This is a genomic window from Fructilactobacillus lindneri DSM 20690 = JCM 11027, assembly GCF_002907375.1.
Lineage (GTDB): Bacteria > Bacillota > Bacilli > Lactobacillales > Lactobacillaceae > Fructilactobacillus > Fructilactobacillus lindneri.
In genome coordinates this window covers 43,674-69,446 of sequence record NZ_MIYK01000017.1, presented here as the reverse complement: position 1 = coordinate 69,446, position 25,773 = coordinate 43,674, and the positions used below count along the sequence as shown (strand labels likewise).

The window sequence follows — 25,773 nt, the reverse complement described above, 5'->3', positions numbered from 1 at the left end:
TGAGAGGTTTTATTATGTTAAAAACTTGTAAATATATTTCGCTTTTGGCAGCAATAATTTGTTGGATGTCTGCAATTTATACCTTTTGGCAAGCTTATTCTAAGCACGATTTATTATCATTAACTCCTGTTATTGCTTATAATAGTCCACAAGGAATTTTTGGATGGTCAATATCTTTGGCTTTCATTTTAACTGTAGTAAGTTTTGTATTAATGATTATAGGTAAATCTAAATAAATTAAAAACGATGTATCGAAAATTAATTCGATACATCGTTTTTAGTTATTAAGCATACTTAGCAGCTGTTGCTTCATCGCAGTAAAGATAGTGTCCGGGAAGAACTTCGCGAAGTTCTTCGCCCTCCTTAAAGGGATGATTATGATCAAAAGTTTTAATTTTATGATTACGTTCTGCTTCTGGATCAGGGATTGGAACGGCTGATAATAAACTTTGTGTATAAGGATGTAACGGGTGGTTATAAACCTCGTCAGTCGTCGATAACTCAACGATTTTACCTTTATAAAGCACAGCGATTCGATCACTAATATGTTTCACCATGGATAAATCATGGGCAATAAACAAATAAGTTAAGTTTTGTTCTTCCTGAATATCTTGCAACAAATTTACCACTTGTGCTTGGATGGAAACATCCAATGCTGAAATAGGTTCGTCAGCAATGATAAATGAAGGTTGTACTGCAAGAGCACGTGCAATTCCAATTCGCTGGCGTTGACCACCCGAAAATTCGCTAGGATAACGATTAGCGAATCCAGGATTTAAGTTAACCTTTTTTAATAAGTCAGCTACTTGACGATCTCGATCAGCATTGTCTTTAGCCAGATGATGTACGTCAATTCCTTCAGCAATGATATCTTTAACTTTCATTCGAGGGTCAAGAGATGCGTAGGGATCTTGGAAAATCATCTGCATGTTTTTCCGGAAATCTTTTAGCTGACGTTTTTTTAATTTGGCAATATTTTTACCGTTAAAATGAATATCACCGCTGGTTGGATCGTATAAGCGAATAATACTACGCCCAGTAGTGGTCTTTCCAGAACCAGATTCACCAACGAGACCTAAAGTTTCACCTTCGTAGATATCAAAGGAGATGTCATCGACAGCCTTAACTTCATCTTTTTTACCAGCATTAAAGTATTCTTTTAAATGTCTAACCTTAACTGCTACTTTACGATCTTTATTTTGTGCATCAGCCATCGTTTTCACCTCGCAATTTTTGATATTGATTGTAACGTTCCTGGATTGAAGCAGGAGGAGTTACTTTTGGTGCTTTAGGATCTAAGAGCCAGGTAGCGGCATAGTGGGTATCAGTGACCTTGAAAAACGGCGGTTGTAAACGTTCGTCAATTTTCATGGCATACTCGCTACGTGGAGCAAACGCATCACCTTTCGGCGGATCAATCAGATTAGCTGGAGTTCCCGGAATAGCTTTCAAACGTTTTCCTTCTAGACCTAGAGTAGGCATGGAATCTAACAAGCCCCAAGTGTAAGGATGTTTTGGATCATAGTAGATTTCGTCGGTTGTCCCGTATTCAATGATTTTGCCAGCGTACATTACAGCTACTCGGTCAGCAATCCCTGCTACTACTCCTAAATCATGAGTAATAAAGATAATTGAAGTTCCAATCTTCTTTTGCAAATCTTTTAATAAGCTAATAATCTGTGCTTGGACAGTTACATCTAAGGCAGTAGTTGGTTCATCAGCAATTAAAATTTCGGGATTATCAATAATTGCCATCGCAATTACGATTCTTTGCCGTTGACCACCAGAAAATTGGTGAGGGTAGTTATGCATCCGTTCTTTTGCATTCGGAATTCCTACTAATTTAAGCACTTCTTGTGCTCGTTTCATTGCTTCTTTTTCCGAAGTATCATGATGAACAAGTAATGGTTCGGCCACTTGTTTTCCAATTGTCATGGTGGGGTCTAATGAAGTCATAGGATCCTGGAAGATCATTGAAATATCTTTTCCCCGAATTTTATCCATTTCTTTTGGACTTAGTTCCAAGAGATTTTTACCATGGAAGGTAATTTCACCATTGGTTACTTTAGCATTTTTAGCATAAAGCTGAATCACGCTTCTAACAGTGACCGATTTACCGGAACCTGATTCACCTACCAGAGCAAGAGTTTCACCTTTATTTAAGTCAAAACTAACGTCTCGAATGGCATGAACCGTTCCATTTAAGGTAGAGAAATCAACTTCTAAATCTTTAACTTCTAATACTTTGTCAGACATCTTGTTCCTCCTTTCTAATCAGATTGAGGATCGAATGCATCACGCATTCCATCACCAAGCAGGTTGGTAGTAATCATGATCAAACTCAAGATAATTGCTGGAATCCACATTTGATATGGCAAGAAATGGAAAGCTTTTTGCCCATCGTTCATCAATGTTCCTAGTGATGCTGATGGAGCAGGGATTCCAATTCCAATGAAACTTAGAAAGGCTTCAAAGAAGATGGCAGTTGGAATAGAGAACATAGTTTGAATAATGATGGTTGAACTTAGGTTAGGGAGCAGATGACGAATTGAGATTTTCCATTTTGATTCACCTAACGTTTCTGAAGCTAAAACATATTCGTTTTGTTTTAATTTAAATACTTGGGCTCTAATCAAACGGGCCATGGTAATCCAACCGGTAAAGGCAATGGCGATGATGATTGAAGTTAACCCGGGTTTCAAAACAATCAAAAGCAGGATAACCACGATCAAATCAGGAACAGAAGAAATGATTTCAATGACACGTTGTAAGAAAGTATCAACTCGTTCACTAGCTAGACCAGAGATGATTCCATAAGGAACCCCGATTAATAAATCAAGTAGGGTTGCTACAATGGCAACAATGATTGATAGACGAGTTCCATATAGGATTCTGGCAAACAAATCACGACCAAGGTAATCGGTTCCAAATAAATAATAAGTCCCATGGGGAACATGAGCTGCTTGGTAAGCATTGATAGTTTTTCCACCAACCGTTTGCATTCCATTTAGACCAGGAATGTTTAAGTTACCTAGTTTCGGTGGCAAGTTGGCAAACAACACATTTTGCGTGTTGGGGTCGGTTGGAACAAAGAAGGGACCCACAAAAGCAATTAATACAATTAAAATCAATAAGAAGAAAGAAACCATTGCGACTTTATTATGCACAAAGCGGCGTTTTACATCTTGAAAGTAAGTTCGCGATGCTCCAGACACTTCTTGGGGAATGTTAGACAAGTCATTACTAACATATTGAAATTCGGTTTCCTCTGGTGGTAAATATTGGCTCATTATGCTTTCCCTCCTTTTCCAAGTCTGATTCGTGGATCGATAATGCCGTAAAGAATATCAACAATAAGGATTACAACTACCATTAGGAACGAGTAGAACAAGGTTAGTCCCATGATAGTAGGGTAATCATTAGTTAAAATTGATTGAACAAATTGATCGCCAATGCCAGGGATTGAGAAGATCGATTCAACAACCATCGAACCGGTCATGATAGTAACTGCCATTGGACCAACCACTGTAATGATTGGAATCAATGAGTTTCTAAGAGCGTGTTTGACAATTACCTGCCAGCTTGCGTCACCTTTGGCTTTGGCCAGTTCAATGTAGTCGCTGTTTAACACATCCACCATTTCAGTTCTCATGTAACGAGCGATACTAGCCAGCGGGAAGGCTGCCAATGCTAAGGTTGGCAGAATTGAAGAGCTGAACCCGTGCCAGAGTGCTACTGGGAACCAGTGAAGTTTGTAACCAAGGTAATATTGTAGTAAAACAGCTAACACGAAACTAGGAATTGAAAGACCTAGAATGGAAACAATTGTAGTTAAACTATCAATCCAAGTATTTTTCTTGATAGCAGCAATACTTCCAAACACAATCCCTAATAAACTACCAAGAATCATAGCTTGCAGTCCTAATTGCATGGATGGACCAATATGATCGCCAATTAATTGAGTAACTGGTTCATTATTGAATTGGAATGAAGTACCTAAATCTCCGTGAACCAAATTATTCATATACATTAAATATTGTTCAAATAAGGGTTTATTAAAGCCATATTTTTGATTAAGGGCAGCTAACTGAGTTGGACTCATTTTATTTTGGTTGGTATAGGGTGTTCCAGGCAACCCCTTCATCATGAAGAAGGTAATGGACGCAATAATCAACAGGGTTAAAACCAAGTAGAAAAGTCGTTTTAAAATATATTTTGTCATGATTTACCTCCTTTTATTTTTTGTAAACATCAGCCATATTGTACAAACCGGTTGGTGTTTGTTCGAAGCCCTTAACATTTTGTTTAGTTAAAGCGGCATTAGTATTTTGGAAAACAGGGATTGCACCTTGTTCTTTAGTGATAATACTTTGAGCTGCTAGCATATCATTCCAACGTTTTTCGGGATTATTGACATCTTTGGTTTCACTATTCTTAACGTATTTATCATATTGAGCATTTTCCCAGCTACCGTCATTATTAGGATTGCCTTTGGTAAAGAGATCTAAGAAGTTAGTTGGATCTGGATAATCAGCAATCCAAGCGGCACCAATCATGTCAAAGTTCTTGGTAGACTGACGTTGAACTCTCGTTTTGAACGGAACATTGCTGAGAGTAATCTTCAAACCAGGAAGATTTTTCTGCATGGTGTCCTGGATGTATTCACTCATTTTCTTCGTGGTATCCGTATCATCAGCAGTAAAGGTAAAGTCTACATTTTTTTGTCCGGTTTCTTTCAAACCTTCTTGCCAAAGTTTAGTTGCTTTAGCAGGATCATAATTTGTGTATTTTCTATCGGCTTTGGCTGATGGTTCGTCAGTAAAGTCCACACCAGTCTTAGGATTCTTACTCATGTCTTGAGGAACAACACTGTGAGCTGGAATACCAGTTTTACCAAGAATAATGTTTGAAAGTTCGTCACGGTTGATTGATAGAGCCATTGCCTGACGTAATTTTTTATTCTTCATGAATGGGAATTTTTTCTCATTTGTTTCGAGATAGTAAGTAGAGTTTTGTGGGGTTGTTGAAAAGTCTTTGTTATTAGACAACTGATGAGCAGCATCTCCACCAAGGTTGTTTAAACGATCCAGCATGTTGGTATCATATAAGTTTAATCCGGTGTTAGGATCAGTAATTACATACCATTTAAGTTGATCAGTTTTAACGTTTTTAGCATTCCAATAACTGTTATTTTTAGTATCATGCCATTCTGTATCTCCGGCCTTCCAGTTTTCCAGTTTGTAAGGTCCGTTAAATACCATTCCTTTACTGGTAATTCCATAATTTGATCCACTAGCCGTAACAGCTTTTTTATTAAGCGGATAGAATTGAGCACCTGATACTAAGGTGTCAAAGTATGGAATTGGATGCTCTAAAGTAACTTGCAGTTTGTACTTATTAAGGGCTTTGATACCGAGTGTATCTGGTTTTTTCTTACCTGCCACGATATCATCAGCATTTTTAACTCCGCTGTATATGTAAGAATATTGTGAGGCAGTTTTAGGATCAACCATTCTTTGCCAAGCATAAACGAAATCATTGGCAGTCACTGGATCGCCATTAGACCACTTGGTCTTTTTAAGATCAATGGTGTATTTTTTACCACCGTCAGTTGGTTTGGCAATTGATTTAGCAACGCCAGGTTCCAATTTGTTGCCCGAATAACGATACAAACCTTCCATAGTGTTGCTCAGTTCCTGAGCACCCACTAAAGTGGTATTTAACGATGAATCCATAGTGCTAATACTAGCATTGGAACTTACAGAAACTGTTTTCTTGGCACTAGCGCTGTTATATTTTTTCTGGGAACAGCCAGCTAAAGATAAGGCAGCAACTCCGAGAATTGCTAAAGAAAATAGTTTGCGATGGTGAAAACTTTTCATTGTGACACCTCCAAATAAATAAAACTTAAGTTTTTATTATGATAAGGCTTATTTTTTAAATTGTAAACGATTTTCTTAACATTTGTTTAATTTATATTTATTTTATCGGTATATTAGCTGTTTTGTGCTGATTATTTGTGAATAATGTTTGTGTTATTCTTTTGATAAAAAAGCTTATAAAAAAACGCTTGACTTCGTGAAAAGCACCACGAAATCAAGCGTTCTTTTAATTTATTAATTATCTACATTGATCTTAAAATAGAACTAGCAACGACTACTAGTGCAATTCCAACTAAACAGAGGGAGTAAATGACATCGCAAAAATGATAGATGCGGCTTTGGGCTTTGGAGGGGTTTTTGGTAAAAGCACCATTTAGAGCCTCAAATACCAAACAAATTAACATAATTAAAACTAATAGGGCTGCAATAACTTTTTTGATCGCCATATTCTCTCATCTCACTCGTCTTTTTATTTATTTAAGTATAGTCTTTTTCTTGATTTTGCTGAAATGATTTGCAATATAAGTTAATAAAAAACTCTAAATGATGAATTTTTACATCACTTAGAGTTTTTTTAATTAATCTTTTTTATTTTCGTGTTCTTCAATGTCATTATCAATTTCTTCAACAATGGTTGGATCATCAACCGGAACATCAACTGCTTGATGTTTCAAGTGAGGAAAGACAACTTTATCAGCTATTCCAGTGATATTACCTTGGAATAAGAAGGCAAAAATTGTTCCAATCCCGTAGAAAGTAAATTGACGGGTAATGGCAAAAGCGACAACTCCCATAATCGTTGGGGGAATGTAGGATGCCCACATTGCTTTTCCGGCGTTTCCTTTGAAATATTTAAAACGCAGGATTTGCATCAAGTCGTCGGCAGGATGCAACACTAGGTTGACCCGTTGATAAATTGAGATAGCAATTGCAATTAAAGCAACTCCAACAAAGTTAATCAAGACGTAGAAGATAATTAACAACCAACCGCCGTGATGTGCATCAGCAACCGGAATGTTGATAATTGGATTCATATGGATTCCAAAGATATCGCCACCAACGAATAGATTATCAAAGAATTGAATTAAGAACGAGAATGGCACCATGAAAATGACATTTCCAATGGCACGCCCCCAGTCCCAGTGACCAACCAAAATGGCATTTAAAATAGTAATTACTACACCAAGGATTAAAAAGGCCCAAAAGAGATTCCAACCAAAGGCAATTCCTAAGTTGGTTTCCGCTGCGGTCCAGTAAGCAGACCCTAGAAAAGAGGGGAGTACTTTGGAACTGGAAACCAGAGTTAAAACATTACCCAGCGAATTAATAACTAAGGAAAGGACAAAAAACATGATGGAAGTCTTCATGGAAATGGTACGTGGCGTTTTTTTGGTTTTGTATAAGCCATGCAGATCTCCTTGTTATTTAATTATTTAAGATCAGGGTTAACAGCAACAACAGTTTTACCAGTCATAGGAGTAGTGTGGTTTAAGACACCTTCTACTTGGTCTAAGCTGATGGTGTTAGCTTGGTAAGGTTCAACCTTAACTGCACCTGATTCAAGTAATGCAAGTGAGTCTTCAAATGAGTTAGGGTTAATCATTGAACCTTTAACTGTTAATTGTTTCTTGAAGATTTCGTAAGTGTTCATTGAGAAAGTTTGTCCTGGTTCACCAACACCAAACATGAATACTTGAGCACCCTTGTTAGTGTGTTTAACAGCTGCTTCTTGAGTTTCTGGTTTACCAACAGCTTCGATTACAACGTCGTAATCACCAGGGATTTCTTCTTTAGTAGTGTTAACAACATGGTTTAAGTTTAATTCTTTCTTTTCTTGAGCAAGAAGGTCATCGTGACGACCAGTCATGGTAATATCTTGGATTCCGTAAGCTCTTAATAATTGAGCAAATAATTTAGCCATGTAACCATCACCAATGATTAAAGCGTTCATATGTGGTTGAATGTTTTCCATAATGTGCATAGTGTGAACACCACATGAAATAGGTTCTAATGAACAAGCAGCTTTAAGTGAAACAGCATCTGGAACATGGTAAACAACAGTATCTGGGGCAGTGAAGTATTGTTCCAAACCACCATCACGAGTTACACCAACTGCAGAAAGGTTGTCACATTCTTCAAAGAGACCAATGTGACAGTAGAAACATTTGCCACAGTAGATATTAGGGTCAACGGCAACACGGTCTCCTTCTTTAAAGTTTTTAACATTTTTACCAACTGCTTTAACAACACCTGAGTTTTCGTGTCCTAAAACAATAGGAGGAACAGCATCTGCTGAACCTGGAAGTCCATTGAAAAGGGCGTTATCAGTACCACAGATACCAGCATAAGCAGTTTCAATTAAAACTTCGTTATCCTTTGGAGTTGGGATGTCTCGTTCTTCCATCTTCATTTCTTGTTTACCGGTCATTACTAAAGCTTTCATTTTGTCAGCCATAATTAAATCTCCTTTAAATTAAAAGTTACGAATTGAGCATACAAATTAAATAAAAAAAGAATTAATAAAAATCATTTGTTTTTATTTAATTCAAATGTATTTTTCTACACTTAAAAATATAAACCGTTTACATTATTATTGCAAGGGGTTTTTAGGGGTTTTTATTAGTTGAAATATTTTCACAAATTCAAGGTAGCTTATGTCAGTTTTATATTCCTATGCTGGCGGTCATACAACCTTAAAAAGCGGTTAAAACTTAATAAAATCTTTCACAAACTTATTTAACTTAGAATTTGATTATAGTCATTGTAAGCGGTTACATAAAATTTGAATTGGTGCTAAAATATAGTTAAAGAACGGAGGACGTAACAATGACAAAGAAAATTGTAGTAGTTGGTTCAACTAATGTAGATAAAGTTTTAAACGTTGATAAATATGCTTTACCTGGTGAAACGCTGGCAATTAATACTTATCAGCAATCACATGGTGGTGGTAAGGGTGCTAATCAGGCGATTGCCGCTGCTCGATCTGGTGCTGAAACAACTTTTATTACTAAATTAGGTAATGATGAAGACGCAAAAATGATGATTGCTGGATTTAAGCAGGACAAAATGAATGTTGATCATTTGATTACGACGCAAGACCATGAAACCGGGAAAGCTTATATTACCGTTGATAAAACCGGTCAAAACTCGATTTATGTTTACGGTGGAGCTAACATGGCAATGACTCCAGAAGATGTCGAAGCTCATCGGGATGCAATTGCTAATGCCGACCGTATTATTGCCCAATTGGAAATTCCAATTCCAGCAATTATTGCTGCTTTTAAGATTGCTAAGGCAAACGGGGTGCAGACCATTTTAAATCCAGCTCCAGCACGGCAACTGCCAGAAGAATTACTGCAATTAACCGATATCATTACTCCTAATGAAACCGAGTCCCAGACTTTGACGGGGATTGAGGTTAAAGATGAAGTTTCCATGTTGGATAATGCCATGATTTTCTTTGAAAAAGGCATTAAAATGGTGATTATCACAGTTGGTGACAAGGGATCGTTTTATGCTACTCCAACTGAACATGATTTTATTCCAGCGTTTAAAGTTAAGGCCGTTGATACTACGGCTGCTGGAGATACATTTATTGGTGCCTTAGCTTCACAGTTGGCGATTGATAACTCCAATATTAAAGAAGCCATGTTATATGCAAATCATGCATCTTCATTAACAGTTCAGGTAGCAGGTGCGCAAAACTCGATTCCAACTGAAGCCGAGATTCGGAATGTGATTAAGCAGGATAGCATTTCTAAAGAAGAAATCGAAAAAGAAAAGCAACAAGCAGCCGAGTTTGCGGCCCAACAAATCCCTAATCATATTACATTAGGATTAGGTTCTGGGACAACCTCAGCATACTTTGTAAAAGCAATTCAAAAGCGAATTGTAAACGAAAAATTAGATATTCAATGTGTTGCAACTTCACTTGGAACGCAAAAACTAGCCGAAAGTCTGCATATGAATATGTTGGATGTAAATACAATTGATGAAGTCGATATTACCGTTGATGGTGCCGACTCGGTTGATGACAAACTAAACGGAATTAAAGGCGGCGGGGCCGCTTTACTCTTTGAAAAGTTAGTTGCTAAAATGTCGAAAAAGAACATTTGGATTGTGGATTCTACAAAGTATCATAAAACATTAGAAGGTAGACAGATGCCAGTTGAAGTAATTCCATTTGGTGGAATGGGAGTCTTTCGTTACTTGCGTGACAATGGTTATCATCCAGCATTCCGTTTTGAAGACAATGGTGATATTTTAGAAACTGATTCGGGTAACTATTTAATCAACATTACAATTCCTAAACATGCCGATTTAAAAGATTTGGCGAAAAATTTAAAGAATCAAACTGGAGTAGTTGAACACGGATTGTTCTTAAATGTTTGTGATGAATTAATAATTGGTGGGGATCAGATTAAAACCATCAAGCGAGAAGATTTAGCTACCAAGTAAAGATATTGTTATTAAACATTTAATATGTGTTAGAATTAAGGTAATCAATTTAAGATGGAGGCAATTATTATGGATCAAGTACAAATCAAATATATTATTGTGAACTACATTAAATACAAACTTAACGAAGTTTTCGTTAACTACGCTGATGGTGAAGGTAAACTTCAATCAAGCGATATCGTTATTAACGACTTCATTCGTGGCAGACATAAAGTTTATGTTGCTGATAAGAATGGTAAAAAAGTTCGTCTTGACTACAAATACAACAATGGTCAAATATACATTGTTAACCCAGCTAATGAATTAGCTTAATACTAATTTAATCAAGAGATTCGAGCCGACAATGCGTCGGTTTGAGTCTTTTTGTTTTTATAAGGAGATTTAATGATGACAAAAAAAGTTGCAATTCCCAAATCATTAGCAAAAGTGGGAAAAGATGAGTTAAGCAAGCACCAAATTGAAATAATTGAATTACCGGATGATAAAATTTCAACTTTATTAGAGTTGTCTAGTGATGCCGATGGAGTTATTTGGGGACTTGCTCCATTTCCCAATGAAACGTTAGCAAAAATGCCTAATCTAAAAATTGTGGCACGGATTGGGGTGGGATATGACAATCTTGATGTTTCATATTTCACTGCTCATGGCGTATACGTTACTATCACACCTAAAGCCAATGCTTCAACTGTGGCTGAAACGACAGTTGGTGAAATCTTTGATGTTTCTAAAAACATCACGAATGATTCGATGGCAATGCGTAAAGGTGACTGGGCATATAAAACCACGCATATGGGCTTTGATTTAGAAGGTAAAACAGTTGGAATTCTAGGCTATGGTCGAATTGGACGCCAAGTTGCTCACATGGTCCATGCATTGGGGATGAATGTTTTAATTTATTCGCCTCATGCTAAAGAATCACCTGATGGCAAAGTTGTCGATCGTGAAACGGTTTTAAAGGATTCTGACATTGTTTCATTGCACATGCGGGTTACCCCGGAAACAAAACATAGTATTGGCAAACGTGAATTTGCGCTGATGAAAGATTCGTCTGTACTAGTTAACTTAGCACGCGGGGAATTAGTCGTTACGGCCGATTTAGTCGATGCTTTAAAAAATAAAGTAATTAAAGCGGCTGCATTAGACGTCTTTGACGAACAGCCATTACCATTGTCTAGTCCACTTTTCAAACTAGATAATGTGCTGCTTACACCACATATGGCTGCCAACACAGTTGAATGCATGAACCGGATGTCGTATGATGCGGCGAGCGAAGTTGTTCTAGTTTTAAATGGTGAAAAACCTTTGTGGGCGGTTACAGAATAAAATAAAACGTTTTTACGTATCTCCTGTCGTAGCTAAAATTTAGCGAAGACAGGAGTTTTTATTTGCAAGAAATCGAAAATAGCAGTGACGCCTTTCAGTTTATGTTAAAGGGTGATCACGAAGTAGTGGTGTATGGAGTTTTGAAAAGTCTGAATATCCGTCCGTTTCATGATAATTATCAGGATTTAGTCCAAGACGGACGATTAGCGTTTGTGGCTGCTTATGATAAATATCCGCATGAACGAGAAAATCAGAAGAAAATGTTGAATTATATTTATCAGTCTGTGAGATGGCAAATTCTTGATGGATTGCGCCAGACCAATCGAATCAGCGCCAAAAATGCCGGGTGGGGGGGGGTAGACGACCTTCTGAGCAACCTAGCATTTAATGATGGTGCAAGTGATGATGTGGAAATAAAACTCTTGTATCAAAAATTATTACAAGGGTTAAATCAAAATGAGCAGCGCCTTCTAAATGGATTATATATAGAAGGAAAGACAATCTCACAAATTGCTAATGATTTAAATGTCTCTCGCAAGACACTGTATCAGTGGCGTTTGAAACTACAACAAAAAATAAAACCAATTTGGGGTAACACATCGGTACGCTAAAACGTTACTAGTATATGTAAGGGTTGGCCAACTGATTACAAAATAAACTGAGACCTACAAAGAGGAGATAAAAATGAAAAAAACTTGGATTAAAGCTAATGCAACTTATACGATGGTGGGAGCAGGTCATGAAAAAGGACTACGTCGTAATTTTACAAACGTCGTAGAAGATGTTTCAGACGAACAACTCACAAAATTTGGAGCAGTATTAGCAGACCTATCCGGCGATAGTTTTGAAAAAGTTGTTGTTAATAACGCCACTATCATTGCAGAATAAGAGGAGATATTAGATGAAAATTTTAGAATTAGTATTTAAATCAGAACAACATAAAATCCGTACCATGAAGTTGAACTACACGAACCAAAATTTGCAGGAAGCAGAAACTAAAGCCTTGATGAATCGAATCGTGGCGTTAGAAATGTTTAAAAAAGACGGCATTAATCTCTATGCAACTCCGGTAGCGGCCCGATATGCCGAAAGCAAAAGTTATCCAATCTTTGACGAATCTAAAATACCTGCATAAAAAAGAAAAGTCGACAATCATGTCGGCTTTTTTTGTGCATTGATTTACAAACCAATCATTTTTAGCCGCTGTAAATCTCTGCTATACTTGACTTCCATTGACATTAGAGGAGGAAAACAATTATGAAAATTCAACTTGCCATCGATTTAGAAGACGTAGACGGTGCAATTAAATTAATTGAAAAAACGAAAGACAGTATTGATATTTTTGAATACGGAACTCCATTGGTAATTAACTTTGGACTTGAAGGTTTAGCCAAAATCAGAAAGCAATTCCCTGATATTACTTTACTGGCTGATTTGAAGATTATGGATGTTGCTTCATATGAAGTAAACCAAGCCGTTAAATATGGTGCTGATATTACGACTATTTTAGGTGTGGCTGAAGACCAATCCATCAAAGATGCAGTAAAGGCAGCTCATGATGATGGAAAAGAAATCTTAGTCGACATGATTGGGGTTCAAGATGTGGCCAAACGAGCTCGTGAAATTGATGCGTTTGGTGCTGACTACATTGGAACTCATACTGGTTATGATTTACAAGCAAAAGGCGAAACCCCATTTGAAACCTTTGCTTTAATCAAAGAAAATGTTAAGAACACTAAGACTGCGATTGCAGGTGGTATTAAGTTAGATAACTTGGAAGAAGTTAAACAAGCTGATCCTGACTTGTTAATCGTTGGGGGTGGAATTTCGACCACCGATGATCCTACTAAAGTTGCTGAAGAATTTAAGGCTGCTTTAAAATAATCATGATGTGGAATGAAATTTTACATGAATTAGACCAACAAGCAGTTCCAGTGACAGACAAGGACATTGAGTTAATCAAACATGCTAACCATATTTTTGTATATGGCGGCGGACGTTCCGGATTAGGACTCAAAGGCTTTGCGATGCGGCTCGTGCAAATGGGCAAGTCAGCATACGTGGTTGGTGAGACTACCACGCCAGCGATTACAGCGGATGATTTGTTGATTGTTGCTTCCGCTTCTGGAACCACACAGGGAACAGTAAATATTGCTAAGGAAGCACAAAAAGCTGATGCCAAAATTTGGTTGTGGTCAACAAACGATGATTCACCGTTGGCTAAGATTGCAAATCAGATTTCAATTTTGCCAGGCAAAAGTAAAAATATGGTAAATGATCAACGTGATTCGCAACAGCCGATGGGTAGTTTGTTTGAACAGTCGGTTTGGTTGTTTGGCGATGCGGTAACGTTAGCTTATATGCAGAATGCTAAGATTACTGAACAATTCATGAAACAGCGTCATGCTAATTTAGAATAAAAATAAAGACCTCCAATGGTGAGCTACCAGGCTGACTGTTGGAGGTCTTTTTGTAAAAATTGATAGATTTGTCACAAAACGCGACATCAAACCTAGTTAGTTTAAAATGAGCCGATTATACTGAAGACATTAAATTTCGTAGGAGGTTGCAAATGGTGGCTACAAACGTCGTGTTTATTTTTATTTGTTCAGTATTGGTTTTCCTAATGACACCTGGATTAGCATTTTTTTACGGAGGGATGGTACCCAAGAAAAACATCAACAATACGTTAATGTCGGTTTTTATTATGTGTAGTATTCCGGTATTGTTGTGGATTACCATCGGATATTCACTTTCATTTTCGGGAAACTACTTTAACGTCATCGGTAATTTACATAATTTCATGTTACATAATGTTAAGTTAGCTGCCGGAGCAGTTCAAACTTCAGGCAGTATCACCAATGTAGCCTACATTATTTTTCAAATGATGTTTGCAATCATTACGCCAGCGTTGTTTGTCGGAGCAATCGTGGGACGGATGGACTTTAAATTTTTAATCTCGTTCACAGTTTTATGGTCGATTTTCGTTTACTATCCTTTAGTTCACATTGTGTGGGGCGGCGGTTTTTTACAAAATTGGGGAGCATTGGATTTTGCTGGTGGAACGGTTGTTCATATTGATGCTGGGGTAACAGCCCTAGTTTTGGCTTACTTCCTCGGACCTCGTTTAGTGAAACAAAATGGGAGTCCGCTGAACTTGAGCTGGGTCTTGTTAGGAACTGCATTGTTATGGATTGGTTGGTATGGATTTAACGCTGGTTCAGCCTTTGCGATTAACACCGTTGCGATGCAGGCAATGCTGACAACCACGGTTGCAGCGGCAACTGCTATGTTAGCTTGGATTATTTTAGATGTTTTTACAAAACGAAATGCGACTTTGCTAGGTATCTGTACCGGGGCTCTTTGTGGCTTGGTTGCGATTACGCCAGCTTGTGGTTTTGTGTCAGTGGAAAGTGCAATGGTCATTGGATTAGTTGCCACTATCGTTAGTTATTTCTTTATCAATGTTGTTAAACCAATTCTTAAAATTGATGATACCTTAGATGCCTTTGGCTGTCATGGTGTTTCAGGAATTGTGGGAAGTATCATGACTGGATTGTTTGCAGCTAAAAAGATTAATCCAGCAGTTAAAATTAACGGTTTGTTTGAAGGCGGCGGCTTTAAGTTGCTAGGCATTCAGACTGGCGCAACGTTATTTACAATCGTATTTACCTTAATTATGGTAAGTATGTTAATCATGGTGTTGAAACGTATTATTCGAATGAGAATTTCAAAGGCTGAGGAACAACTCCGTGAAGAATTGAAAGATTAATCTCAAGTTAGTGATTGAGTTTATATTATAATAGTAGATAACTTAATCATTATTGTAGGAGATAAGCATGCATAAACGAAAAACAAATAAATTGTGGTGGATAATTTTATTCGTATTTTTATTGATTTTGGGGCTAGGGAGTTTGTATGTGATTGGTGATGAAAACCATCCGCAAACACGTTCACAAACTGAACCAACCTCAAGTTCTGATAGAGCTAGAAATTCAAATACTGGTAAAACGCCATCAGTTAAGACTACGGCAACTCAAAGAACTTCGAGTAAAAGCAGTAGTAAGAATAACTCACAAAATGTTTCGATTCCCAGTGAGTTTTGGGGAACTTGGTATGACGGCAGTAAAAAGTATGCGGTAATTAGTGCCAATAAGTTTATAATGGCTGCTTCTGGTACTGCGATTACAAAGAATAGTTTGCCATTACAACTTTGTAACGATCAGGGACCAAACGGGTCATATTCTATTTATCATAATCCTAATCCCAATGCAGCAGGAGCAGAAGGTGGAGATGGAAATTCGTATTGGATTGGATATTTGACGATTGACGGTAAAAAACAACGAGTATTAGCTTGTTACCAAAGACAAGGTGTTTTTGAAATCTATACGTCTCAACCAACTAGTTCGAGTCAATGGATTTCCAACACTGGAAAAGATTATATGGATCAAATTGGGAAACCTGATTTAGATGCTTTAAAGGCGAAAGCTGAGTCTGACACAGATAATTCTGCCGATAATACTAATAACGATGATAAACAGAATGATAATTCGGGTGAGAATGACAGTTCAAACCAGACTGATATGAATGACGATTCCGATACGAATAGTACGGATGCTAATCAGGATAATTCTGATGGTAGTTCGCAAAGTGGTAGTAATAATGATGATGATAATTCAAGTAGCGATGTTAGTAGTAATTCACAAGATGATTTGAATTAAATAGATGTTTAAATAATAAATAAAAACTTCTCAAGTTGGAATTTACTAACTTGGGAAGTTTTTATCATTTCTTAGACTAAATTAATATTGTGTTTATTTTCTCTGAGCCTTTAATAATTCTTTTCTTAAAGCATCATCAACAGCATAAATATATAATCCATTAACACCACGTGTTAGTAAAACATTTAGTTCATTAGGAATTAATTCATCAGCTAACTTTTTCTTAGATTTATCTGACATAGTACGATTTTGCGTAGCATTTTTATCTTTACTTTCAGATGGATCATAGATTATTTTTCCATTTCTAAATTTTACAGATGGTCCAATAATTACGCCACAATAATTTAAATCAAAACCTTGTACTGTGAAAGTTGATCCAATCTCATTAATAGTTTGTTTTTGTTCTGCCCAAGCTAATTTTTTACTTACACCTTTGGGACGAGGTAATTGTAAATTCCAAGGCTTTGAAAAATTACCAATTGTAACATCATATAATTGTCCGTTTTTCTGAGATTTTTGTGAATAAGGCCAATCGAAAGTTGCAACAACACGTGAAAGTCCATTATTTTTGTTATCATTTTTTGCTTTAATTTGATTGAACATTTCATTTACATCATCAAATATTTTAAGTTCGTATCCATCATTTTTAGAAGGAATATTGTATAATTTTCTACCATATACTAATTCATTTAGCCAATACATTTTTTCTGGTGATGCATTCATCCTCATTTGTGTATCTAAATGAATTAGATTGCCTTGTTTTTCTGAAATTTCTTCTAATTTATTGAGTTGTTCTTCCTCAACATAACTTTGGGTTCTTAAAATTTGGTGTTTATCAAAAATTGCAATAGTTATTTTTGATTTTTCTATAATGTCATTTAATTGGTTTTTACCTTGATAAGCTTGTTTTCCTTGCGTCCACAAAAGATGAGATTCGTCAATTAAAGTAACATCGGATCTAGCATTACCATTAATAAACTTAGTTGGTTTTTCTACAATGTTTTTATTATTCTCATTTAATTTAAGTCTTTTTACGATTTGCTCATAAACCTTTACCTGCTCATCGTTATTAACTAGTAAGTGAGTATCAATGTTATTAAGGTTTTCTTTATCTGTATATTTATCTAGGTTATTTAATAAGTAAAAAATGGTACTTAGAAGAACAGTTTTACCTGATCCAGCGTCACCTTCAACAAGGATCAATTGATGTTCTTGTTTTTTGCTATCTAAAATTGTAGCAACTTTATTAATTATTTTATCTTTTGCGACATTTTGTTGTCTATTTAGTTTGTGGAAAGGAGAAGACTTGAAAATAGCTGAGTTTTCTACTTCAGATTGGAGCGGAAATAGTATTGGGTTATGTTTATGCAATCCATTCCAAATATCCCTAAAAATATCAGTCATTTCCTCAGAGGTATAGTATTTGTTTTGAGGATTATCTCTTCGATTATCTAATGAGTTAACAGTGTCAACACTGGATAAATAAAGCATTAATTGATTTTCAATGTCTAAGGTTAGGGATTTGTTAAAATGGGAATTCCCAATAACAAACATTTTAGAGTTAGAAGAATTTTTAAATCTACTCATATCTTCTCTGTCTTCAATAAAGTGTTGTTTTGTTCTTTGAATAATATTATTACTTTCGCCAACGTAAACATTGAAATCTTTTGATTTTTTATCATTAATTACATACACAGTTGGATATTCTAATAAGTATTCTTTAATTTCACTATTATTTTGTGATTTTAATTTTTTTAAACCATCATTATTATATGGAATATCTTTGATTATTAATTTCTGATTATTCATATACCATTAGTCCATTATTGTTATTTTCAATAATGATACTACTTTTTTAATATTTTTTGATATGCTTAAGAAAATTAATTTTATATGTTGGTAAAGATGATCGATTTTATAAACCATTTAAATAGCAAAAAACTCGCTTTCGTTGGAAGTCGAGTTTTTCATTAATTAATGAAACATTTTTATTAGTTATTAAGTTATAATACTAATAGGCTTGATTTTTAAGGATTGATCCCCTTTTAAATTTTGCTTAGCAAGGTATGTGGTTTTACAAATCACCCTAATCACTGACTTTAAATCAAAGGAGTGATTTAGTGAAATCATCATTTTACAGAGGGAATCTGTGGTGTATATTGCTGTAATCAGCATATACATATTATCTAAAGCAGCAATTAACTTTGCTAAAGCCTTTATGATAATAAAAAAGACTAATCATAAAGATTAGTCTAACCACAAAACCACACTGACTTGCAATCGGGAAGAGATGCTGCCACATCTCTTCCTTTTTTGTTAGGTATATTTTAACATATTTTTGAATGAAAGTGATTTAAAAACAGCAAATTATTTTATTACCTATAATTTTAACAATTCTTCTTTCTTTTTATCAAACTCTTCTTGTGTAATGATGCCCTTTTTAAGTAGTTTTTGATATTTGATTAGTTCTTTACTTACATCCGGAGATGCTTTCTTTTTCTTGTAACGAATGTAAACGATAATTCCAATTATAATGATAGTTGCAGTTATCATAAAATACTCCTTTTATTTTAATTTCAGTAGTTGTTTCTTTTTAGCTTCAAATTCTGTTTTGGTAATGATACCATCATCCAGCAATGATTTATACTTTCTGATTTCATCAGGCACAGATTCGACTTTTTGATTTTCATGAGCGAAAAATGAAGTGATGGTACTGGTGAGCATCCCAACAAAACCAATTCCGACTAACATTAGTACCACGGCAACTAGTTTTCCAATTGTTGTTGTGTGACTGATATCACCATAACCAACCGTAGTCGTGGTTGCCATTGCCCACCAGAGAGCTTTAGAGAAAGAAATATTTTCCGATAATGAATAAATTCCAGCCGAAATGATTAAAATAATGCCACAAATGATAGCTAGGTAAATGAAACCGTTCGTTTTTAAAAATTTAGTAACTCGGTCTTTTAATTTACCAGTAACTCCAACTAGGCGAAGCAAGCGACTTAGTTTGGTTAATTTTGCTAATCTAAAGACCCTGGTAAAGCGGAAGGTTTTAAAAATCATGAAAAAAGAATTAACTGGAATAATCGCAAGCAAATCAAAAATATGATGTTTAATAAACAACTTTTTATTTTGAGCCAAAATTAGTCCGCCAAAATAATCAAAGATAAAAATAATCCAAATTGAAATATCAATTTCATAGTAAGGATATTTGGTGAGATTGATAATATTATTAAGATCTAAAATTGCCATCGTGATTGAGACGATTGCTAAAATAATAATGATGGGGTTATAGACGGATTTAAGATATTTGTTGTTTAACTTTTTCATTAGTGAACTTCATTTCTTTGAGTTAGAGTTACCAACAATCATAGTTTAATAAACATTATAAGATTATGAACCTCTTAACAACGTAGAAAAGGATAATTTTTGACATCGAGCTTGATACCGATAATATATAGTAGGTAGAAAGGGGTAAGGATATGTCATTAAACATCATTTACTCATTATTATTTTCGATAAATAAAATCATTTATTTAGCTAAATATGGTTTACATGGTCGCAATAGTCTATTTGTGTTGATTGCGTTATTGCTTATTATTATTACGACTGTACTGTACGAAATTGCTAAGCATACTAAAGGAAGTAAGCGAGAACAAGCCTATCGAAATGCACATCAGGCAGGGTGGATTAAACGAGTATTGAATCAGCTGATGCGTTTTATACGATAAAATTATTTAATTCATAAAATAACAAAAGGAGTAATGCATCATTGTGCATTACTCATTTTGTTGATATTAGTTATTAGTGGAATCATTGGTATTCTCTTGATTAGCTGTTGTATCAGATGAAGGCTTTACAACGAATTCTTCATTAGCTTGTGGTTTTGCAGTATTGTCGTCACTATTATCGTCAGATTGTGGCTGAGGATTATTATCTTGCGGAGTCTGTTTAGACTGATCTGGCTGCTTACTATCATCGCTGGATTTTTGTGAATTATCTGTTGGTTGTGAATTGTTTGTAGCAGGTGCTTTAGGTTGTGGCTGATTATTAGGTTTCGTAGTAGCAGGTTTTGCTGTTTTTACTGGTTGCGAAGTATTTGAACTCGTTGATTTGTTTGGTTGGTGATTAGAAGTGCTTGTTTTAACAGGTTGTGAAGTGCTTGTTTGATTATTATCGTTACTATTCGATTGAGCATTTGACTGGTCATTATTAGAATCAGCTTGGTCATCAGCTGAATTTTCATCAGTTTTATGTTTCTTATGTTTATGTGTTTTACTGGTTTTATCTTTGGTATCAGAAACATTTTTATGACTTGAATTTTTGCCAATCATTGCAAGACCAACAATTGAAATCAAAATTATAATTATTAACCAGACCCAAATTCTTGAATACCAATGTTTTTTGTATTTTTGTACTCTATTCATGTTCATTAATCTCCATAATTATTTTTTATCAAACTTCGGATTGCCATAAGTATACGACCAAATAGTAAGTCCAATCATTGATGCAGCACCTAAAATTAATGATCCAACTAATAGTGGTGTGTCACCATAATATTTTTTATCTTTCAAGTTAAATTCTCCTTCATTCATTTTACTTTGTTTATTTTAGCACAATAAAATTGTCAGGAACTTGGTGTTACATATCTTCTGATTTGTTGTTATTAAATCCCTAGCTAATGCGCCAATATTAATTTATTATAAAAAAGAGTTGTTTTTAGCGTATAATTTGGTTATTAATCGAAGGAGTAACGCTGATGTTAAGAAAATCAAAAGCTTATCGTATTTCAATCCTGGCATTATTTATTGCCATTATTATGGTTCAAAATTTCGTTCCACTATTTGGATATATTCCTGTGGGACCACTTAGTTTAACGACAATTCACATTACCGTTATCATTGCGGCTGTCATGTTAGGTCCGCTAGACGGAGGAATTGTCGGCGGAGTCTGGGGCTTATTATCATTTATCCGAGCTTTCACGGCTCCAACCAGCCCCGTTGAACCGTTGATTTTTACTAATCCATTGATTTCCATTTTACCGCGGATTTTAATTGGAGTGGTTGCAGGGTATGTCTTTATTGCGTTAACGAAGACTAAAATTAAACCAGTCCTTTCATTAGTAATTACTGCGGTAGTGGGTAGTTTGACTAATGCTCTTTTAGTTTTAGGAATGATTGCCATTTTTTATCGAACACCAGCCGTTGCACATGCATACGGAGTGAGTGACCCCAGCTTAATTACTAAAGTTTTAATGGCTACAGTTGGAACCAACAGTATTCCAGAAACAATTTTAGCTGCCATTGTGGTTCCGTTAATTTGTTTACCGTTATTAAAACATCGTCAAGCAAAAACAAAATAGCAACATGGTAGAATAAAGAGGACCTCTAAAAAAGAGAAATCCTCTTTATTTTATTTGGTAAAGGATTTTATCATGACTGAAAAAATAATTGAAATTAAAAATTTAACGTATCATTATCCAGAAAAAAACCAAAATAGTTTAAAAAAGATTAACTTAACGATTCATCAAGGCGAGTGGGTGTCTTTGATTGGCGCTAATGGAAGCGGAAAATCAACGTTAGCTAAGCTGATAGTTGGTTTGTTAGAAGACAAAAGTAAACAGATCCAAGTATTTGGGAAAACGATGAATTTGGAAAACGGTAACGAATTGCGTGCGCAGATTGGAATGGTCTTTCAAAATCCAGAGAATCAATTTGTAAGCTCAACGGTATTAGATGACGTGGCTTTTGGGTTAGAAAACCAGGGAATGTCGCGGGAAAAAATGAACACCCGCGTTCATGAAGCTTTGCGAGCAGTTGAAATGGAAAATTTTATTAATCATGCTCCGAGTCAGTTGTCCGGGGGACAAAAACAGCGAGTTGCTTTAGCTGGTGTGTTGGCACAACGACCAAAGTTAATTATTTTAGATGAAGCAACGAGTATGCTTGATACAACTACGCGTGGGAAAATTTTAAAAGTAGTACGTAAGTTACATGAATCCCAAAACACTACGGTATTGGCAATTACTCACGATATTAATGAAACAATGTGGTCTGACCGGATTATTTTATTAAATAAGGGAGAGATTCTGACGCAAGCTGAACCTCGGCAGCTTTATTCACAAGCTGAATTGTTAAATCGTTGCGGGTTAACAGCCCCATTAACTTATCAAGTTCAGCAAGCTCTCACTAAGCGCGACATCGCTTTACCACAGCAATATTTAGATGAAGAGGAGTTAATCAAACAGTTATGGAAATTAAATTAAAACACGTTGGTTATACCTATTCTTTAAATAGTCCATTAGAATTTACCGCGTTGCAGGATATTAATTTAGCTTTTCCGACTGGCAAGTTTACTGCAGTAGTTGGTAAAACCGGTAGTGGAAAATCAACGCTGATTAAACTGTTGAATGGGCTGGAATTGCCAACTACTGGGGAAGTTACGGTTGGGGATCAGGTAATTACTAATCGGACTAAAGCTAAACAATTAAAACAGGTGCGTAAAAACGTTGGAATGGTATTTCAATTTCCCGAAAATCAATTATTTGCTGAAACGGTTTTAAAAGATGTGATGTTTGGTCCGCTTAACTTTGGTAAATCAGAAAATGAAGCTAAGGAGTTAGCAGAAAAATGGTTGGCTGAAGTTGGAATTCAAGCATCCTTATTTGAACAATCACCCTTTGAACTATCTGGAGGACAAATGCGGCGGGTTGCACTAGCAGGAGTATTGGCTTGTGAACCTGAAGTTTTGGTTTTAGATGAGCCGAGTGCCGGCTTAGACCCAGCTGGGAATCAAAACTTGATGCAGCTGTTGAAAAAGTTACAAACAGAACGTGGGATGACCATTATTATGGTGACGCATTCGATGGAAAATGTGGCTGAATTTGCAGATCAAGTGTTGGTAATGAAAAATGGAAAAGTGATTGCCGATGAAACTCCGCGCGAGTTATTTTCGGATTCACAATCATTAGTGGAATTACCCGAAGCATCCCAATTTTATCTAAAATTAATGAAAAGCCGCCAATTTAATAATGAATTGCCAATTACTAAAAATGAGTTAATTAAAACTTTAGTAAAGCAATTCGGGCAGAAAGGAGACCAGTATGAATAAGTTTATTTTTGGTCAATATCTGCCAGGGACGACTTTAATTTACCGATTAAATCCGCTTCTAAAATTAATTACGGCTGTGTTATTAATCATTGCTAGTTTTGTTAATCATAGTTGGATTGGTTTTGTGATTTTACTGGTAATTTGTGGATTGCTGATTCGAATGTCTAAAGTCGGTTGGAAATTTTTTCTTAAAGGAACTAAATTTTTCATTTATATAATCTTATTAACCTCAATAATTCAAGTATTGTTTAGCAAAGGTGGTCAAGTTTACTGGCATTGGGGCATTTTTACAATTTCTAGTTTTGGGATTCATATTGCAACGCTGGCCTTTTTCAGATTTTTAATTGCGATTGTAGTTTTAACCATCTATTTAATGACGACTGATCCAGCGGATATTGCTCAAACAATTCAGGGAATTTGCTATCCGTTAAAATTTGTAGGCGTAAATCTTGATGATATTGGTTTGGTAGCGGCAATTGGCTTACGGTTTGTACCAACTTTAACTGATGAAGTTACTAACATTAAAAATGCGCAAAAAGCACGTGGCATCGACTTTCAGAAACAGTCGATTTTTAGTCGAATCAAGAGTAGTGTGGCGATCTTTGTGCCATTATTTATGAATGTTTTTCGGCGCGCAGAACAGTTGGCATCGTCTATGATTTTGCGGGGTTATACGGATGGTAAAAAACGGACTCATTTACGTCAATTGAAATGGAGTAAATTTGATAGCTTAGCTTTAATTGGTGTAATGATTGGATTTTGTGGTTTTATATTAATATTTTGTATTTAAAAAGATCTTGATGATGTCGTCATCAAGATCTTTTTGGATGAAACGTTATTTAATTTGTACTAGTACTTTTACTGGTTTCTTTTACTCGCATTGAACCATTATCAAATTGGATTGTTTGTTTGCCATAGTTAAATTGCATTAATCCGCTTTGTGACGTGGTTAATGAATATTCATTGGATTTATCTAATTTTTTGCCATCGGCTTTTAATTGATAACCGTTTTTAGTTTTTTCTTTTACTTTAAATTTATATATCCCTTTTTTGTTACCATGTTTGACCTTCAAAGTAGCCTTAGAATCTTTGATTTTAAAAGTATCTCCAGCTTGATTATTCCATTTACCTTGAACCTCTTTTGAAAATGATTTAGTTGAGGCTTGCACATTAGGTTGGCTAAGAGTTGCAGTTGAAACCCCCGTTAGTGCAATGGTACTAGCACTAAGGATTGTTAATAAAACTTTCTTTTTCATGATTTCACCTCATTAAAATAGAATTAAATCGTTAGGCACATTATAACAAAATTTTGTTGTTTTATAGCAAATATTAAATCATTAATGATGCTAAAAAAGATGAAAAATACATATAATAAGCTTCATTTCTAACCAGCTAATTAATAGACAGACACTGATTAAAATAAATAAGACTAACCAAAATGCGATGCTTAGCAACACAAAGTGATTCAAAAAATAGTTTAGGTCAGGACGATAATAAAGAATGATGCTGGCAATGATTGCTAAAACGAGAACTAATATTAGATAAACTTTTGCACCTTGCAGCGAACTTTTGAGGTCGGCATTGGAAAGGCTAAAGGTCGTGGTACTGATTAAACCAATCAGGATTAATAGTATAATTTGATTTACCAAGCCACAAGTTAGAAAAGCTGTAAAAATATTAGTTAGCCATCCATAAGCAGTTTTTAAAGCAAAATCTACATAATTTATAATAGAAAAATTTTGGTTCAGAAGTGGAGGAACTGAAATAACCGAATAAAATGGATGACATAAGAATTTTAGTAGTAACCAAATGACGAAAATCCCGCTAAACATTGGAGCTAATCCAATGAAAAAGTTTCCGACTGCTTGATACCAGTTACCCTTGTCATGAGATGTTATTACGCTTCCAAGCGAGCCGTCTTCGCGATGGGAAAAATTTAAAAGAGTCAGCTTTTTGATTCGATGGAAAAATAACAATGAAAAAAATAGATGGCCAAGTTCATGAATGATGACACCTAAGCCGCCGAGCCAGTATTGTGCTTTGTCAGTGAATCCTCTAACTAAGGTTCCTTGCGTGAATTTACCTAATTTGGCAGTTAAAAATCCGGTCAAGAGTGGCAAACCAATCAAAGAGACTGATAATAATAAGAAAAGTTGGAAAGTTTGCCAGGTTAGTTGATAAATAGTTGTAGATGTCATTGGTGGACCTCTCGTTTATAGGAATAGTTTTATTATTGCATGGATGTATCGTTTTATTGGAATATTGGTGTAATAAAT

General features: G+C 35.5%; 30 protein-coding genes. 16 read left to right on the top strand and 14 right to left on the bottom strand.

Translation table 11 applies throughout. The annotated features are described in order from the left end of the window. Positions 1 to 14: 14 nt before the first annotated feature. Positions 15 to 236, top strand: a complete 222-nt coding sequence (locus BHU33_RS05820; protein WP_054646633.1) for a hypothetical protein — start codon at positions 15 to 17, stop codon at positions 234 to 236. 48 nt (positions 237 to 284) lie between these two features. Here the strand turns inward: BHU33_RS05820 and BHU33_RS05815 are convergent, their stop codons facing one another. From BHU33_RS05815 to BHU33_RS05780, 7 genes are all read right to left on the bottom strand, one after another. After that, entirely contained in the window at positions 285 to 1,214 is a 930-nt protein-coding gene (locus BHU33_RS05815; RefSeq protein ID WP_054646634.1) for an ABC transporter ATP-binding protein, read from the bottom strand. Beyond that, a complete protein-coding gene (locus tag BHU33_RS05810; RefSeq protein WP_054646635.1) occupies positions 1,207 to 2,256 on the bottom strand; it encodes an ABC transporter ATP-binding protein in 1,050 nt (349 codons plus the stop codon). The genes BHU33_RS05815 and BHU33_RS05810 overlap by 8 nt, the downstream gene beginning before the upstream one ends. Positions 2,257 to 2,270: 14 nt before the next feature. Next, positions 2,271 to 3,290, bottom strand: coding sequence for an ABC transporter permease (locus BHU33_RS05805; RefSeq protein WP_054646636.1), 1,020 nt, complete (start codon positions 3,288 to 3,290; stop codon positions 2,271 to 2,273). Continuing rightward, a complete protein-coding gene (gene opp3b / locus BHU33_RS05800; protein WP_054646637.1) occupies positions 3,290 to 4,222 on the bottom strand; it encodes an oligopeptide ABC transporter permease in 933 nt (310 codons plus the stop codon). Before opp3b ends, BHU33_RS05805 begins: the two co-directional genes overlap by 1 nt. Positions 4,223 to 4,235: 13 nt before the next feature. After that, a complete protein-coding gene (locus BHU33_RS05795; protein ID WP_054646638.1) occupies positions 4,236 to 5,882 on the bottom strand; it encodes a peptide ABC transporter substrate-binding protein in 1,647 nt (548 codons plus the stop codon). Between the two features lie 578 nt (positions 5,883 to 6,460). Further along, entirely contained in the window at positions 6,461 to 7,234 is a 774-nt protein-coding gene (locus BHU33_RS05785) for a fructose permease (RefSeq protein WP_225355262.1), read from the bottom strand. Positions 7,235 to 7,311: 77 nt separating this feature from the next. Beyond that, on the bottom strand, positions 7,312 to 8,325 hold the full coding sequence (locus tag BHU33_RS05780) for a zinc-dependent alcohol dehydrogenase family protein (protein WP_056997570.1): 1,014 nt from the start codon (positions 8,323 to 8,325) through the stop codon (positions 7,312 to 7,314). 383 nt (positions 8,326 to 8,708) lie between these two features. Here BHU33_RS05780 and rbsK point away from each other — a divergent pair, with 383 nt between their 5' ends. From rbsK to BHU33_RS05730, 10 genes are all read left to right on the top strand, one after another. Then, positions 8,709 to 10,340 carry a ribokinase gene (rbsK, locus tag BHU33_RS05775; RefSeq protein WP_054646641.1) on the top strand — a complete coding sequence of 544 codons (1,632 nt, stop codon included), beginning with the start codon at positions 8,709 to 8,711 and terminating at the stop codon, positions 10,338 to 10,340. Positions 10,341 to 10,409: 69 nt separating this feature from the next. Then, positions 10,410 to 10,652, top strand: a complete 243-nt coding sequence (locus tag BHU33_RS05770) for a hypothetical protein (protein ID WP_054646642.1) — start codon at positions 10,410 to 10,412, stop codon at positions 10,650 to 10,652. Between the two features lie 75 nt (positions 10,653 to 10,727). Then, on the top strand, positions 10,728 to 11,663 hold the full coding sequence (locus tag BHU33_RS05765) for a phosphoglycerate dehydrogenase (RefSeq protein ID WP_056997563.1): 936 nt from the start codon (positions 10,728 to 10,730) through the stop codon (positions 11,661 to 11,663). Between the two features lie 62 nt (positions 11,664 to 11,725). Next, positions 11,726 to 12,274 carry a sigma-70 family RNA polymerase sigma factor gene (locus BHU33_RS05760; protein ID WP_054646643.1) on the top strand — a complete coding sequence of 183 codons (549 nt, stop codon included), beginning with the start codon at positions 11,726 to 11,728 and terminating at the stop codon, positions 12,272 to 12,274. 73 nt (positions 12,275 to 12,347) lie between these two features. After that, positions 12,348 to 12,551 carry a DUF1659 domain-containing protein gene (locus BHU33_RS05755; RefSeq protein WP_054646644.1) on the top strand — a complete coding sequence of 68 codons (204 nt, stop codon included), beginning with the start codon at positions 12,348 to 12,350 and terminating at the stop codon, positions 12,549 to 12,551. Between the two features lie 13 nt (positions 12,552 to 12,564). Then, positions 12,565 to 12,798: a DUF2922 domain-containing protein gene (locus BHU33_RS05750; RefSeq protein ID WP_054646645.1), complete on the top strand. Its 234-nt coding sequence runs from the start codon at positions 12,565 to 12,567 to the stop codon at positions 12,796 to 12,798. Between the two features lie 122 nt (positions 12,799 to 12,920). Then, positions 12,921 to 13,547: a 3-hexulose-6-phosphate synthase gene (gene hxlA, locus BHU33_RS05745; protein WP_054646646.1), complete on the top strand. Its 627-nt coding sequence runs from the start codon at positions 12,921 to 12,923 to the stop codon at positions 13,545 to 13,547. Positions 13,548 to 13,549: 2 nt separating this feature from the next. Further along, positions 13,550 to 14,083 carry a 6-phospho-3-hexuloisomerase gene (hxlB, locus tag BHU33_RS05740; RefSeq protein ID WP_054646647.1) on the top strand — a complete coding sequence of 178 codons (534 nt, stop codon included), beginning with the start codon at positions 13,550 to 13,552 and terminating at the stop codon, positions 14,081 to 14,083. 152 nt (positions 14,084 to 14,235) lie between these two features. Beyond that, on the top strand, positions 14,236 to 15,435 hold the full coding sequence (locus tag BHU33_RS05735) for an ammonium transporter (RefSeq protein ID WP_056997562.1): 1,200 nt from the start codon (positions 14,236 to 14,238) through the stop codon (positions 15,433 to 15,435). A gap of 67 nt (positions 15,436 to 15,502) precedes the next feature. After that, a complete protein-coding gene (locus BHU33_RS05730; protein ID WP_054646648.1) occupies positions 15,503 to 16,384 on the top strand; it encodes a hypothetical protein in 882 nt (293 codons plus the stop codon). Between the two features lie 93 nt (positions 16,385 to 16,477). Here BHU33_RS05730 and BHU33_RS05725 read toward each other — a convergent pair whose 3' ends face one another. The 3 genes from BHU33_RS05725 to BHU33_RS05720 all read right to left on the bottom strand — a co-directional run bounded on the left by BHU33_RS05725 (position 16,478) and on the right by BHU33_RS05720 (position 19,717). After that, a complete protein-coding gene (locus BHU33_RS05725; protein ID WP_056997561.1) occupies positions 16,478 to 18,193 on the bottom strand; it encodes a DUF2075 domain-containing protein in 1,716 nt (571 codons plus the stop codon). 570 nt (positions 18,194 to 18,763) lie between these two features. After that, positions 18,764 to 18,937 (bottom strand): SHOCT domain-containing protein, encoded by a 174-nt coding sequence (locus BHU33_RS07460; protein WP_141117419.1) that lies wholly within the window; start codon positions 18,935 to 18,937, stop codon positions 18,764 to 18,766. Between the two features lie 12 nt (positions 18,938 to 18,949). Further along, on the bottom strand, positions 18,950 to 19,717 hold the full coding sequence (locus tag BHU33_RS05720; protein WP_054646649.1) for an ion channel: 768 nt from the start codon (positions 19,715 to 19,717) through the stop codon (positions 18,950 to 18,952). Between the two features lie 152 nt (positions 19,718 to 19,869). On the opposite strand from BHU33_RS05720, the gene BHU33_RS05715 reads away from it, so the two are divergent. After that, positions 19,870 to 20,118 (top strand): hypothetical protein, encoded by a 249-nt coding sequence (locus BHU33_RS05715; protein ID WP_054646650.1) that lies wholly within the window; start codon positions 19,870 to 19,872, stop codon positions 20,116 to 20,118. Between the two features lie 66 nt (positions 20,119 to 20,184). Here the strand turns inward: BHU33_RS05715 and BHU33_RS05710 are convergent, their stop codons facing one another. Further along, positions 20,185 to 20,814, bottom strand: coding sequence for a RodZ family helix-turn-helix domain-containing protein (locus BHU33_RS05710; protein WP_054646651.1), 630 nt, complete (start codon positions 20,812 to 20,814; stop codon positions 20,185 to 20,187). An 18-nt stretch (positions 20,815 to 20,832) separates the two neighbouring features. Continuing rightward, positions 20,833 to 20,961 carry a hypothetical protein gene (locus BHU33_RS07720; protein ID WP_263850443.1) on the bottom strand — a complete coding sequence of 43 codons (129 nt, stop codon included), beginning with the start codon at positions 20,959 to 20,961 and terminating at the stop codon, positions 20,833 to 20,835. 185 nt (positions 20,962 to 21,146) lie between these two features. Here BHU33_RS07720 and BHU33_RS05705 point away from each other — a divergent pair, with 185 nt between their 5' ends. From BHU33_RS05705 to BHU33_RS05690, 4 genes are all read left to right on the top strand, one after another. Continuing rightward, entirely contained in the window at positions 21,147 to 21,749 is a 603-nt protein-coding gene (locus BHU33_RS05705) for an ECF transporter S component (protein ID WP_054646652.1), read from the top strand. A gap of 72 nt (positions 21,750 to 21,821) precedes the next feature. Further along, entirely contained in the window at positions 21,822 to 22,652 is an 831-nt protein-coding gene (locus BHU33_RS05700; RefSeq protein WP_054646653.1) for an energy-coupling factor transporter ATPase, read from the top strand. After that, positions 22,637 to 23,497 carry an energy-coupling factor transporter ATPase gene (locus tag BHU33_RS05695; protein ID WP_054646654.1) on the top strand — a complete coding sequence of 287 codons (861 nt, stop codon included), beginning with the start codon at positions 22,637 to 22,639 and terminating at the stop codon, positions 23,495 to 23,497. The genes BHU33_RS05700 and BHU33_RS05695 overlap by 16 nt, the downstream gene beginning before the upstream one ends. Then, entirely contained in the window at positions 23,490 to 24,287 is a 798-nt protein-coding gene (locus BHU33_RS05690) for an energy-coupling factor transporter transmembrane component T family protein (RefSeq protein WP_054646655.1), read from the top strand. The genes BHU33_RS05695 and BHU33_RS05690 overlap by 8 nt, the downstream gene beginning before the upstream one ends. Before the next feature lie 49 nt (positions 24,288 to 24,336). Here the strand turns inward: BHU33_RS05690 and BHU33_RS05685 are convergent, their stop codons facing one another. Beyond that, positions 24,337 to 24,753, bottom strand: a complete 417-nt coding sequence (locus BHU33_RS05685) for a hypothetical protein (RefSeq protein WP_054646656.1) — start codon at positions 24,751 to 24,753, stop codon at positions 24,337 to 24,339. Between the two features lie 90 nt (positions 24,754 to 24,843). After that, complete coding sequence (locus BHU33_RS05680) at positions 24,844 to 25,695, bottom strand: hypothetical protein (RefSeq protein WP_054646657.1); 852 nt, start codon at positions 25,693 to 25,695, stop codon at positions 24,844 to 24,846. Between the last annotated feature and the right edge of the window lie 78 nt (positions 25,696 to 25,773).